The organism is Arcicella rosea, from assembly GCF_040543805.1.
In the GTDB taxonomy this organism is placed as follows: domain Bacteria; phylum Bacteroidota; class Bacteroidia; order Cytophagales; family Spirosomataceae; genus Arcicella; species Arcicella rosea.
The window spans coordinates 14,845-27,459 of sequence record NZ_JBEUMS010000001.1 but is presented as its reverse complement, the minus strand read 5'-3'; the positions used below and the strand labels follow the sequence as shown (position 1 = coordinate 27,459).

14 protein-coding genes are annotated in these 12,615 nt (G+C 34.3%); 1 reads left to right on the top strand and 13 read right to left on the bottom strand.

The genetic code is table 11. The features are described from left to right. The first annotated feature begins 28 nt into the window (after positions 1-28). Complete coding sequence (locus tag ABID42_RS00135) at positions 29-460, top strand: hypothetical protein (protein ID WP_367281955.1); 432 nt, start codon at positions 29-31, stop codon at positions 458-460. Positions 461-540: 80 nt separating this feature from the next. Here the strand turns inward: ABID42_RS00135 and ABID42_RS00130 are convergent, their stop codons facing one another. The 13 genes from ABID42_RS00130 to ABID42_RS00070 all read right to left on the bottom strand — a co-directional run bounded on the left by ABID42_RS00130 (position 541) and on the right by ABID42_RS00070 (position 12,578). Further along, positions 541-1,059 (bottom strand): shikimate kinase, encoded by a 519-nt coding sequence (locus ABID42_RS00130; RefSeq protein ID WP_323254840.1) that lies wholly within the window; start codon positions 1,057-1,059, stop codon positions 541-543. Positions 1,060-1,076: 17 nt separating this feature from the next. Beyond that, a complete protein-coding gene (locus ABID42_RS00125; RefSeq protein ID WP_367281954.1) occupies positions 1,077-2,177 on the bottom strand; it encodes a BT_3928 family protein in 1,101 nt (366 codons plus the stop codon). 95 nt (positions 2,178-2,272) lie between these two features. Continuing rightward, positions 2,273-2,815, bottom strand: coding sequence for a DUF1599 domain-containing protein (locus tag ABID42_RS00120; protein ID WP_367281953.1), 543 nt, complete (start codon positions 2,813-2,815; stop codon positions 2,273-2,275). 126 nt (positions 2,816-2,941) lie between these two features. After that, positions 2,942-3,319, bottom strand: a complete 378-nt coding sequence (locus ABID42_RS00115) for a PH domain-containing protein (RefSeq protein ID WP_367281952.1) — start codon at positions 3,317-3,319, stop codon at positions 2,942-2,944. A gap of 511 nt (positions 3,320-3,830) precedes the next feature. Next, positions 3,831-4,568, bottom strand: coding sequence for a hypothetical protein (locus ABID42_RS00110; RefSeq protein WP_367281951.1), 738 nt, complete (start codon positions 4,566-4,568; stop codon positions 3,831-3,833). A 366-nt stretch (positions 4,569-4,934) separates the two neighbouring features. Then, positions 4,935-5,630 carry a hypothetical protein gene (locus ABID42_RS00105; RefSeq protein WP_367281950.1) on the bottom strand — a complete coding sequence of 232 codons (696 nt, stop codon included), beginning with the start codon at positions 5,628-5,630 and terminating at the stop codon, positions 4,935-4,937. A gap of 105 nt (positions 5,631-5,735) precedes the next feature. Further along, positions 5,736-6,587 (bottom strand): DUF5694 domain-containing protein, encoded by an 852-nt coding sequence (locus ABID42_RS00100; RefSeq protein WP_367281949.1) that lies wholly within the window; start codon positions 6,585-6,587, stop codon positions 5,736-5,738. A 47-nt stretch (positions 6,588-6,634) separates the two neighbouring features. Next, a complete protein-coding gene (locus tag ABID42_RS00095) occupies positions 6,635-7,057 on the bottom strand; it encodes a GNAT family N-acetyltransferase (protein WP_367281948.1) in 423 nt (140 codons plus the stop codon). A 156-nt stretch (positions 7,058-7,213) separates the two neighbouring features. Next, a complete protein-coding gene (locus ABID42_RS00090; protein ID WP_367281947.1) occupies positions 7,214-8,641 on the bottom strand; it encodes a hypothetical protein in 1,428 nt (475 codons plus the stop codon). Position 8,642: 1 nt separating this feature from the next. Continuing rightward, positions 8,643-9,740, bottom strand: a complete 1,098-nt coding sequence (locus tag ABID42_RS00085) for a hypothetical protein (RefSeq protein ID WP_367281946.1) — start codon at positions 9,738-9,740, stop codon at positions 8,643-8,645. A 70-nt stretch (positions 9,741-9,810) separates the two neighbouring features. After that, positions 9,811-10,359, bottom strand: a complete 549-nt coding sequence (locus ABID42_RS00080; protein WP_367281945.1) for a hypothetical protein — start codon at positions 10,357-10,359, stop codon at positions 9,811-9,813. Between the two features lie 99 nt (positions 10,360-10,458). Next, a complete protein-coding gene (gene clpX, locus ABID42_RS00075) occupies positions 10,459-11,724 on the bottom strand; it encodes an ATP-dependent Clp protease ATP-binding subunit ClpX (protein WP_367281944.1) in 1,266 nt (421 codons plus the stop codon). A gap of 140 nt (positions 11,725-11,864) precedes the next feature. Further along, positions 11,865-12,578 (bottom strand): ATP-dependent Clp protease proteolytic subunit, encoded by a 714-nt coding sequence (locus ABID42_RS00070; protein ID WP_323299063.1) that lies wholly within the window; start codon positions 12,576-12,578, stop codon positions 11,865-11,867. Positions 12,579-12,615: the final 37 nt, after the last annotated feature.

The following is a 12,615-nucleotide window of genomic DNA, read 5'->3' as shown; positions in this document are numbered from 1 at the left end:
TATATAAACAGCATAAATGCTTAATAATATGATAGTAGAAGAGCAAATCCAACAGGTTACAGATAACCTATATATTACTAATAATGAAGTAGAAATCCTAGATTCTTTAGTTGATTCAAAAAACATGTTTTATGATTTTTCTAAGAATAAAGTCGTTTCGTTTATCAAAGAAATGGACTTCAACTTAATACTCTACAATTCAAGCGAACGTGACCGTGGCTTTACAATGTACGTTGTGAAAAACTTCTGTGAGCACGAAGAGGAGTTGGTATTATTACGTAATGTATTTAATAACATTATTGGGGCAGGAGTAAACCAATATATGATGAGAATCGCTAAGAGTAAAGTAGAAGATATTTTCTACATGGCTAATACTTTCAGAGCTTTGTTTAAAAAACCAAAGTCAGACGAAGATTACGATGTAATGCTTCCTTCTTTACCTTCGTCATTTACTTATTAGTTTAAGTTTAGTTTTAGGGGGACTGTTAATAAAAAAGCGATTGAGGGAATTCCTTCAATCGCTTTTTGTTTTTATGGACTTTACTTTTCTTCTATTTCATCTAAAATCCATAGAAGTTGATCTACATCTATATTTCCATCAATTTGAATATCTGCTTGCTGATAAAATGGCAAACGATAAGCACAACGTTCTTGTAAATTTTTTAACAGTGCTTCTTCCGTAGTATTTCTATTAATTAATGGGCGATGATTGATATCAGACTTCTGAATTCTCTTTAATAAATCTTCTGGTTGAACATTCAGAAAAATACTTGTGCCGTTTGCTTTGATGTAATCGATGTTATCAAAAAAGCAAGGAACGCCTCCGCCTGTTGCAATGACTAACTTTTGGTCAACAGGGATTTCTTTAAGTACTTTACTTTCTACTTGTCTGAAATAATCTTCGCCTTTATACTTAAATATTTCTTGGACGGTCATTAATTCTTGTTTTTCTATCAATTCGTCCATATCGATAAACTTATAATCAATGCGTTTAGCGAGATGCCTGCCCAAAGTACTTTTTCCTGACGAGGGCATTCCTATTAGAAAAATATTTTTCATGCTTGATTAGCCTTCTTTTACTTTAAAGATTCTAAAATTTCGTTTTTATCTGGCGTGCTGCTATGCGCCCACTTGCCTTTTACAATGCCATTATCCAATAACCAAATACTTGGATTTGCTCTGGCAATAGTTTTTAATACTTTGGTATCTGAACTATAACTTGGAATCGCTAATTGATGCTCATGTCTGAAATTATTTACTTCTTCTTCGTTGGAAGCACTCAATAACCATACTTTTACATCTGAACCTTCAAGGCTTTTTGCTAAAGTTCTGATTGCATCAAGATGGTCTGTATTCGCTTTTTTGATGACTGGAATCACAATCATCAGTTTTTTGCCTACAAAGCTTTCTGCTTTATAATCTGTAGAATCACCCTCTTTCCAAATGTTGTAATCTGTGATTTTAGCCTTTGCTTCATCTTGATTCAAGGTCACCATTTCTTTAAAATGATAAGTTGTATCGGTTGGCATTTGGTCTAACTCCATTGTTTCGCCTCCTTTTTCATAAATATACTTGAATTGTAAGGGAGCAGAAGGCTTCATGTTTTTTGGAATATCTTGTCCAATAGCATAAGGAAGTCCATCGTAAGGAGGTAAATATTTTACTGCATATACACCCAAAGCAATTGAGAAAACTACTGAAGCACCTACTAATGCACCTGTTTTTTTATCCGCAAATACTTTACGTTGTGCTAGAATGATTAAGATAAAGAACAACAGTACCATGTCTTTAATGAAAGACGTCCAAGGTTTTAACTTAATGGTTTCTCCAAAACATCCGCAATCAGTTACTTTGTTGTAGTAAGCCGAATAAAAAGTTAGAAAACCAAAGAAAATCACTGTGGCAAGTAAAATCCATGAAGCCGTTTTGAGCTTATATTGCACCAACAAACATACACCAAGTACTAATTCTAAAGCACAAAGAAAGATGGAAATCAATAAAGCATAAGGAATCCAAAATTCCCAGAAGCCTGCCATAAATGGGAAATCTGTGGCAAATACATCGAAGTATTCTTCTAATTTAATTTGTGTTCCAACGGGGTCATTTAACTTGATGAGTCCCGAAAAGATAAATATAATGCCGACAAACAGTCTAGAGAAATGTGCAATTAACTTCATGGATATAGTTGTGATTGAGTGAATGGTGAATTAGTGATTGATAAACTAAATTACCCCAATGCTGAAAGCTGATGGCTCGAAGCTGACAGCTCTTGTTACGCTCCGAACTTCAAATGAATCATACAGAATATCGCATAATTCATCATATCTTGATAATTTGCCTCTACGCCTTCCGAAACCAACGTAACACCTTGATTATCTTCGATTTGTTTAGTTCTAAATATTTTCATCAAGATTAAATCCGTCATCGAACTTACTCGCATATCTCGCCAAGCTTCGGCATAATCATGATTTTTATCTTTTTGTAAAGCCAAAGTTTTCTCTACTTGCGCATCATATAAATCACTAATTTCTGCTTCCGTAAATTCCATTTTGGTAGAAGCGCCTAATTCCTTTTGAATCAAAGCAATGATACAGTAATTGATAATTCCGATGAATTCACCTTCTATTCCATCTTCAATTTTCTGTGTTCCTTTTTCCTGAATAGAACGTATTCTTTGTGCTTTGATAAATATTTGGTCGGTTAAACTTGGTAAACGTAAAATACGCCAAGATGTACCGTAATCTTTATTTTTCTTTTGAAATAAGGCTTTGCAAATCGCAATAATCTCTCTGTATTGAGTTTCAGTTTGAGTCATTGTATGGTTTAAATTTATGCTAATCTTACAAAATTATTGCTTTTCGATGGGAAATGGTATTATTATAAAAATAATCCCACAAAGTTATGCTCAACTTTGCGGGATTATTTCGAAGTCATTACCTCTTTACGCTAATACATAAGTACTTAGTGCTTTATACACATCATTTATATTTTCACCTTTTCTGAAATCTCTTTGGATAGGTTCTGGTGCGCCTTTTATCCAAATCAATATTTCGGCATCAAGGTCTAATAAACTCGCACTACGTTTGGTAAAATAATTAATCGAATGATATGGAATGGTCATAAAGTCGATTTTTGAGCCTGTTATTCCTTGTTTATCCACCAAAATCAATCGTTTGTTCGTAAACACAAACATATCTCTGATAAGCTTGAAGGATTTTACAATTACTTCTCCTTCTATTAAAATCGGTTCAAATTCATGTGCAATTTTATCAGCCGATACCTCTGATGAATTACCCATTATAGCATTTAGAATTCCCATGTTTAGGTTTATTTATTGGTTTAACACAAATCACACTCTAATTTAACGAAGATTGAACAGTAAATTGACATTTTATCCTGTAAAATATCTGAACGACAATCGGCTTACTAACGTTTGTTCCCCTTGATTTATGATTGACGGAAGGATAAATCTAAAAGCCTAAACTCTAAATCTCAAATCCACAATAGCATATCTAAAAGCCTAAGCTCAAAATCTCAAATCCAAGATAATAAATCTAAAAGCCCAAGCTCTAAACCTCAAATCCACAATAACATATCTAAAATCCTAAGCTCTATATCTAAAAGCCACAGTAATATATTAAAATGCCTAAGGCTTAAATCTCAAATCCACATTAACATATCTTAAAGCCTAATTTCTAAATCTTAAATACCCAATCATATATCTAAATGCCCAAGCCATAAATCTAAATGACGGATGAATAAATCTAATATCACTAGCTAATATTGACTAAGATGTAGGGAATAACTTTATTGCTGAACTCAGTATTGTCTTAGATGTCCCTCCTTTTGAAAGAGATGCCCTTAATCAATCCGTATTCGTAGCTCTTCACACCAAAGATGACCTTGATATAGGCTTTTACGTCCAAAGCAATATCTAATAAGCCCGTTTTATCATGATATAGCAAGGTGTTTTTTGTCGAGCGACTGCCCGCATATTCTACATGGGTGTTCATTACAGCCAAGTTGCAAGTTTTTAGTTGATTGATGTAGTCCTTCAAAGTAGGAATCTGTAAAGGGATTTCATTGGGATTGTACTCAGGATGAGATGCAAGAAGACGTACCAGCGCATCTAAATGTTCAACCAAGTAATTATAACTCTGTTGCGAAGTAGAGATAGTTACGATAGGTTCTTCAGGCGTTTCTTTTTTCATTCTTTTAAGGGTAGATAAAGCCTTTTTCCCTTGAATTTTGCGGTTGATAGCTTTCGCCCTTGCAACAGTTAGGTCATCCACGCCTGATATTCTGAAAGCATTCACTAACTTCGTCGATAAAGACTTTAAAGGAGCAAAAGCCTCTTGTCGTTGACTAATCGCATGATTTTGAGCCACCACTTTAAGCGAATGTTCAGCCAAAGCCGCCTTCGTTTTAGTCAGTAAAGCCTGTAAATTAGCAATTTTCAAATCCTCACGAGAAGGATTATAACGCTCTTCAAAATTAATACAATAAGAAATAAGGATTTCGAAATTAGCAACGTTCTTAGCGTGCCCTGATTCTGAGGTAGTTGACATAACTGTAGAGGTTTTTGGTTAGTTTGCTGGTTGCGGTAGAATGTGACGAAAGATGATTTAAAAATAGTGAATTATTGATTAAAAAACCATAGGTTTATAGGTATTAGAAAAACCAAATACTCCAACGATATTAAGAAAAATACTTGTAGCGGTAACTTTTACGGTTACCGTATCTTATCCCAGTAACTCATCAAACGATACCTCAAGGGTTTACCCTTTCTTTTATGAATAACCTCATCAAACGGTAACCGCAAGGGTTTACCGCTACAGGTTGTAAGCATAAGTTAGAGAAAGAGTATCAATGCCAATTTATTATTCATTGTATCATTTTGTAATTATTTGAAAAGAATATTAAAACGTTATTCATTAAGGCTGGTCTATGCACCAAACAATGATACTACCTACATTATAGCATCCATTGGGTAATCTATTAAAGAATTTATCAAATGAATCTTTCATATTCAAAGTTGACTCAAGTTGCTCAACTAAATTAACAATCTTATCTGCTTCTTTGATTTTTCCGACATAGGCTTCTGGAGTCCAGTATTGTTTTGTAGATTCTTTATTGGGGGTAGAATATTTTATTGAATAAATAAGACCATCAGCACCAATACGCCAACCTTTTATATCTTTTCCATCAGGCATGGTGAAGATGCCTGCATCATTGAACATCACGTAAATCTGTTTAGCTATTTCGGTGTCAATCTTTACTGTATTCTTATATTCTTTATGACGTTTAGGTTTATTCTCCTTGTAATTACCTTCTTGATTGGAGTCAGATATTTTGGTAGTAAAATTTGTTAATGTTCCTTTAAAGTTTTTGAAATCTTTAGTCCAAATACGAATACATTGCCTTTCAGAAGCAAAACTAAAATCTAAACTTAAACTATCATTATGGTTTTTGCCAATAGAAAATAGCTTTTTAGACTTTGTATTTACTTCATAAAGATGAATATCACCACTATTAAAATGAGAACTGGGAAAGAAATCGTTGCTTTTAGGAGTAATGATTGATAAAATATTTAAAAGAAAAAAATGGTAGGTAGTTATGGCTGTTAACATATTTTTATCAATTTATCGCCTTCTATTTTGGATATAGTCTTGCCATTTATTTACTTTTTTGTAGGGATTAATCATTTCTTATATAATCATATTTTAGGGCTTTATTTACTTCAAACTATCAAACTCAATAAATTGATATTCTGGCGAAGATTCTAATAATTGTCTTAAAACAGCAGCATGACCATTCCCAAAGATTACTAATATTCTGTCTTTACTACTTTCAGTAATCTCTTGCAGTTTTCTGAATATCCTCAAGTTTCTATTGTACCACCAGATAGATAGGATATCGGCACCTCTTTGATTATCTAATTTAAAATCTCCTACTAAATATGCACCATAGCCTAATTTATGAGATTCGCTGGTATTGATATTTTTAATGTATTTCAATAGGTTGGTAGTTGCAGGTAGTTTTTCTTGATAATCAAACCATTTCATATACATGGCATTGAACTTGTCGTCATTTTGGAAATCAAAATCCTTGAATAACTTTTGAAAATATACTGAATCTAATTTTACTAAATCTTCATCAAAAGAACCAGCATCGATACCATAGATAGTATCCATTTTCATTTCATTAGCTATTCTCAACGCTATTTGATAGCGTTCGTCTCTTTCATTTCTTGAATTTCCTGCTTTATATTTTCTGAGTTTTTCTGTAGCGTTCCATTTTGGTGTGGCTTCAATAGCAATTTTTGTAGGTTTGAATTGTTTAATATAATTTACCAATTCTGTAACTTCGGATTTTTTTGGCTCTTTTAATACATCAATTTTATCGGTATCATTTACTTTATTGACGTCTAAATTGGGATAATCAAAATGAAAAGTACCTACCACTAATACTTTTGCTCGTTCGCTAGGGAAGAATGATGAAGGTTGTTTGATATCGCTTTTTTGTCCGAATAGACTAAATGTATTGATTATTAATACAATTGTGGAGATTATATTTAAGGGCTTCATTAGAGATAACTTGTTTTAAGTTTTTGGGTTTAGATGCTTATTAAATATTAAGAAAGCTTCTTTACAAAATGATGACTACTAATCTGAAAGCCTTTGTTGAGGTATAAACGATGTGCAGTATGGCGGGTTGGTCCAGAATCTAGGGTGACACAATCGTAGTTGTTGGCTTTGGCTAAATCTATTACATAGTCTAACAAAGCAGTTCCATAGCCTTCACCTCTTACTTTATCTGAAGTCGTAAGGTCGTCGATATAAATTTGTTTGCCATTATAAAGCATTTGCAAATACCTGAAACCAATGGCAGAGACAACTTCATCGTCTTTTTCGATATAAGCTAATTGATAACCCTCACTGAACATTTGGAGTACTGTTTCTACAAATACTTCTTCCGTCAGATGTGGACGAAGTAAACTAATTACATACCAACATTTGCGAACCTCTGCTTCAGTACGGGCTATCTTTATGGTCATATTTATTGAGTGATTTAGTGAGTTGTGAGTTAGTGATTTAATGAATCGTGAGTTTTGAAATCAATTCATTATCAAATAAATTCCTATTAGGAGGTGAATTAATTCACCTCCTAATAGGAAGGTAGCTCCATTTTCAAATCTTCAAATTAAAAAACTCTATTCCTCCTGAAAATCCTCAGAAATCAATTTACGTAATTGTTGATGTGGACGAAGGTTTGGACGTCTAGAGAATATCGCTTTGTCTCCACCAGCCGAAGAGGCCTTTGCTTTACTTGCCAGCGTAGCCGTGTCGAAATAATTATCTCTTACAAATTGATTTACTTCATCGGTATTGATAACATCTCGTACCATCGAACCTTTGCCGAAACCATCATTATAAGCACCAATTCTTGAGTCTGTTTCTGCCAAGCGAGTTTCACGTTCAATCTCTTTGATTTCCTCCAAAAGATTTTTCTTCTGAATTTCTAAAGATTCAAAGCTTGGTAATAATTGTAAGTCGTTTTCAAAGATATTCTTTTGAACAATTTGTTCTGCCAAGTCTTTTTCTACTTCTTGCAATTGTGTAACCAATTGTAATTTCTCTTTCTTTAAACGTTTCAAACGTGGGTCAATTTGTAACCATTTAGACCAATAACATTGTAAAACAGGAAAGGCAATACCCAAACAAATAGCACCAGCCAAAGCAAACAAAATACCTGATAACACAAACGATGTTAATGCCCAAGGGCTATTCACCAATTTCTCATTCAATTGGTCGAAAGTCTTTAATTTTTCATCAATTTGTCGAGTAACATTTGCGGGTAGGGGAGCCGTCGGGTTCAACGGGTCGAAGCTTTGATTTTGTAATTGTTTGATAGATTTGTTTACGCCCTCTTTCATTTTATCAGTCTTGTAGGCTTCGTATCTAAACCAACCTAAAATAAAGAGCGTTGCTACTGCAAAAACTACCGTAATACTTTTAAACCAAACATATACTTTCTTAGAATGTTGCGAATTGGCATCGTTATAAGGCGATTCAATCAAACGTTCGTAAGCAGGTTTTAATAAAATAGAAAGCATTGCCAAACCTACAGCAAAAGACCAAGCCTCAAAATTATTACGAATGTTAAGGGCATAAGCAACGATTTCGTGCGAGATAATTAAATCGCCCGCCACAAAAGATACCCCAGCCAAGAAGTAAATAATCCCTGCAAACAAAGAGTATTTATGAGCAACAGCTTTTCTTTTTTCGTGTAAAGTATTAGCTGCTTCTTGATTCTCGTTTAGTTGATTTTCAAGACGGTCTCTGTTTTTACCCGCTAAATTTACATTCAAGATTCTTGCTTGTAGTGCATCAAAAGCTTCTTTAGAGCGAGCTTTAATATGTTCGATTACTTTTTCTAAATCACTTAGTTCTTGCTTTTTCTCGTTCAGTTGGCGAGAAAGCCATTCGAAATTTACCTGAGAAGAAAGATAACCTTCATAAGTATTTCTATCCACCGATTCCAAACCACCATGATAGCCATGTTGAAAATCGTAATTTTCGGTATGAGTAGCAGGAGTATTTGCTAACATACGATTATTGTTGTGTTCAGTATTTTCCATGTTATTCTTCTTCTCCTAAAATTGTTTTCACTTGGTTGTTATTCAATTTATTTCGATAGTTCTGCGCCAAATGATATTCACTTTCAAATACTTTAATCAGCATATCTCTTTGGGCTTTTAGCTTTAGATTGATAGTACTCAATTTGGTGAGTTCTGGTAAAATATCTTGCTTTTTCTGGCGATACTTTTCGATTTCAGCTTTATGCTTTTCAATGTCTGCTTCCCATTCTGCTACTTTCTTGATTTTGTCTTTATACAATTGGTTTCGCTTTTGGAAAATGCTAAAATCATCCTTGAAAATCGTAAGATTTCCTAAGAATAATTTTCCTGAAAACATAAATAAAAAGAAGATAAAAGCGAATAAAGCCCAAGCCTGAAGAGGAGGTTTTGAAGCATAGATTTGTGCAAAAACAAAGAATGAAGCCGCCAAAGGCATACCTACTTCTTCCAATAATCTTTTCCAAGTACTTTCTTTGCTTTCGTCGTGCAAGAAAGAAATTCTACCAAAAAGGTTGAACATCCCAGCTAAAAACACACCGAAGGCAATAAAAGCACTTTCTTGAAATTGTCCTTGTAACGATTCTTTGATAAGATAATAATTCCCAACCGCAATGCCTGTGGCAAGCGTTAAGCCGACAACAGTTCTGAGTAAATGATGTTGCTCTGTGAATTCTTGGTTTTTAAGTGCTTGAATTTGCTGTTCAATTTCTTTTACCAAGCTTTCTTTTTCGTTAATCCAATAGTTGAGCTCACCAATTTCTTCTTGGTGTTGAGCAATCACTTTATCGGTTTCGGCAGTTTGTTGCGAGAAGTAATGACGAATGATAGAAACCTTTTCTTCGGGATTAGAACCCGAAAGCCCGAAAATAACGCCTTCATCTCGAAGAATATCTTCGTTGATTAGCCAGTCGGGTTGGTCGTTGATAGGATGTGAAAACGTTGGTGCAGGTTGAGTAACTGTCACCAACGTTTCATTTGAGGATACCTCTTCTGCGATTGGTACCTCTATATTTGTATTTTCAATGGTAGGATTGTTGCCACGAAAAACATATTTCAACTTGTCGAAAAAAGACATAAGGTCGTGAATAAATAGTTTCAAGAAAGACCGAATTTGGTAAAAAAAACTTTATCCGACAAAGAAATTATGAGGAATGGCAGATTTAGGAGGATTATACTTCCTGCAAAATCCCTAAAATGGTAAATAAGATACCAATGAAGGCCGCAAGTCCACCGACTGTTCCTAACCCAACGATGGCTAAGATGATACCAATTCCTAAAAGGATTACCCCAAGTTTCAAGAAAGAATTCCAGCTATGAAAATCAACAGGTTGTGCTGATTTTTTCATTTTCTTTTCTAATTTTTTGATGATTAGTTTCTCCACAAAATTAGCTTTGTGCGTGGTTACTGTTTTGTTCTCGCTTTTCTGAGCAATGACTTTCTCTAAAAGGGCATTGATTTTTTCTTTTTTTACTTCGTTGATAGTTTCTTGATTAGCTTCATCAATTTGTATTACTTCAGCAGTAGAAGCATACATAGCAGGGCTTTGTTTTTTGGGAGCCGCTTCAATCATTGAAGTATTGCTTTGAGGTTCAGTTTTAGCAATTTCAATGTTAGCTTTTTCTGCTTGATTTTGAGAAATTACAGCCTTCTGTGAAGTACAAGAAACAGCTACAAATACAGCAAAGATGCTGGCAAAAGTTAGTCTAATTGTTTGCATAATACTAGGTTTTTTTTGTTTAGAAACGCTGGAAGAATAAATTAATTGCAAAAGAAAAAGCCCAAATCATCATTTTGGGCTTTTTCTGGGAGTAGTTATTTAAGCTGCTTTTTTCATTTGATGAAAAACTGTTCGTTCAAATTTTTGACGAGCATACTCAAGTGAAATTTTAAATTCTTTTATATCTTCTTGCGATGGAAGTTCAAACATGGCATCTGTAATAATTGATTCACAGATTGAACGCAAACCTCTTGCTCCCAGTTTATACTCCATTGCTTGACTAACGATGTATTCTAATGCTGGCTTTTCAAATTCTAAATTAATACCTTCCATTTTGAATAATTTATGGTATTGTTTAGTGATAGCATTTTTAGGTTCTGTCAAGATTGATAAAAGTGTTGCGTGGTCTAATGGGTCTAAATAAGTAACCACAGGCAAACGACCTAATAATTCTGGAATCAATCCGAATGATTTCAAATCTTGAGAAGTAACAAATTTCATTACATTCTCATCTTCAAACATATCTAAGAAAGTATCATCAGAACTAAAACCAATCGGACGAGTATTCAAGCGTTTTGAAATATGACGTTTGATTCCATCGAAAGCACCACCACAAATAAAGAGAATATTTTCGGTATTTACCGCAATCATTTTTTGGTCTGGGTGTTTTCTTCCACCTTGCGGAGGACAATTTACCACTGCACCTTCTAATAATTTTAATAAAGCTTGCTGAACGCCTTCTCCTGATACATCACGAGTGATAGATGGATTATCAGATTTACGGGCAATTTTATCAATTTCATCAATAAATACAATACCCATTTCTGCTTTTTCTACATCATAATCTGCTGCTTGTAATAAACGAGTTAAAATACTTTCTACATCTTCACCTACATAACCAGCTTCAGTAATTACGGTAGCATCGGCAATACAAAAAGGTACTTCTAGCATTCTAGCAATAGTTTTTGCCATATATGTTTTTCCTGTACCAGTTTCGCCAACCATGATGATATTTGATTTTTCAATCTGAATATCGTCTTGACTTGTTTTAATATCATGTTGCATCAAGCGTTTGTAATGATTGTAAACGGCAACACAAAGATGTTTTTTCGCTTCGTACTGACCAATTACGTATTGGTCAATATACTTTTTCATTTCAATAGGTTTCACCAAATTGAATTTTGGTGCTGGGGCTTTACTATTTTTATTTTTTCTGTTTTTTTCAGGATTCAATTCTTGTTGAACTACTTGGTAAGCTTGCGTTACACATTCGCTACACACGTGTCCATCCATACCTTCCATTAATAAAGGTACTTCATTTTGTTTTCGTCCACAAAGGACGCAATGGGCTTGCTGTTGTCTCATATCTTTACACACAAAATTGTGCCTTCATTATTTCCGTGGTAAAATTACTGATTTAAAAACAAAAAATGCTTACTACTTCTGTGGAAGTAATAAGCATTTCTCGTTTACGCTGATTTAATTTTACTTCTAGTTGCAAGATTTTATGATCTCGTCAATACTTCGTCAATTAAACCGTATTCTTTTGCTTCTTCTGCACGCATCCAGTAATCACGGTCTGAATCTCTTTCGATTTCTTCAAATGATTTTCCAGAGTGATGTGCTAAGATTTCATATAATTCTTTACGAATTTTTACGATTTCACGAGCGGTGATTTCAATATCACGAGATTGTCCTTGCGCTCCACCTGAAGGTTGGTGAATCATAATACGTGCATGTGGCAATGCAGAACGTTTACCCGCTGTACCACCAGCCAATAATACTGCACCCATCGAAGCCGCTAACGAAGTACAAATCGTAGAAACGTCTGGACGGATATAGTGCATGGTATCATAAATACCTAAGCCTGCATATACAGAACCACCTGGAGAGTTGATGTACATCATGATGTCTTTCTTCGCATCCGTAGATTCCATAAACAACATCTGAGCAACAATGATATTCGCCATATAATCATCCACAGGAACACCCATGAAGATAATTCTATCCATGATTAAGCGTGAAAAAACATCAATCTGTGCAAAACGCATTGGGCGTTCTTCGATGATGTACTGAGTCATATCTTCAATGAATGGACGACTAGTACCTCCGATATTATTTGCCTGATTCATGTACTGGTCAACTGCCAAACCGTTCAAACCTCTGTGGTGTACGGCGTATTTTCTGAATTCTTCTGAACTTAATTCTTTTGGAAACATAACGGTATTTTATAAAATTGAAAATATGTCGGTTGGT

Bases quoted from the DNA above. Each gene is read 5' to 3' on its own strand.
- ABID42_RS00135 (WP_367281955.1), top strand. From the start codon at position 29: ATGATAGTAGAAGAGCAAATCCAACAGGTTACAGATAACCTATATATT.
- ABID42_RS00130 (WP_323254840.1), bottom strand. From the start codon at position 1,059: ATGAAAAATATTTTTCTAATAGGAATGCCCTCGTCAGGAAAAAGTACT.
- ABID42_RS00125 (WP_367281954.1), bottom strand. From the start codon at position 2,177: ATGAAGTTAATTGCACATTTCTCTAGACTGTTTGTCGGCATTATATTT.
- ABID42_RS00120 (WP_367281953.1), bottom strand. From the start codon at position 2,815: ATGACTCAAACTGAAACTCAATACAGAGAGATTATTGCGATTTGCAAA.
- ABID42_RS00115 (WP_367281952.1), bottom strand. From the start codon at position 3,319: ATGGGAATTCTAAATGCTATAATGGGTAATTCATCAGAGGTATCGGCT.
- ABID42_RS00110 (WP_367281951.1), bottom strand. From the start codon at position 4,568: ATGTCAACTACCTCAGAATCAGGGCACGCTAAGAACGTTGCTAATTTC.
- ABID42_RS00105 (WP_367281950.1), bottom strand. From the start codon at position 5,630: ATGTTAACAGCCATAACTACCTACCATTTTTTTCTTTTAAATATTTTA.
- ABID42_RS00100 (WP_367281949.1), bottom strand. From the start codon at position 6,587: ATGAAGCCCTTAAATATAATCTCCACAATTGTATTAATAATCAATACA.
- ABID42_RS00095 (WP_367281948.1), bottom strand. From the start codon at position 7,057: ATGACCATAAAGATAGCCCGTACTGAAGCAGAGGTTCGCAAATGTTGG.
- ABID42_RS00090 (WP_367281947.1), bottom strand. From the start codon at position 8,641: ATGGAAAATACTGAACACAACAATAATCGTATGTTAGCAAATACTCCT.
- ABID42_RS00080 (WP_367281945.1), bottom strand. From the start codon at position 10,359: ATGCAAACAATTAGACTAACTTTTGCCAGCATCTTTGCTGTATTTGTA.
- clpX (WP_367281944.1), bottom strand. From the start codon at position 11,724: ATGAGACAACAGCAAGCCCATTGCGTCCTTTGTGGACGAAAACAAAAT.
- ABID42_RS00070 (WP_323299063.1), bottom strand. From the start codon at position 12,578: ATGTTTCCAAAAGAATTAAGTTCAGAAGAATTCAGAAAATACGCCGTA.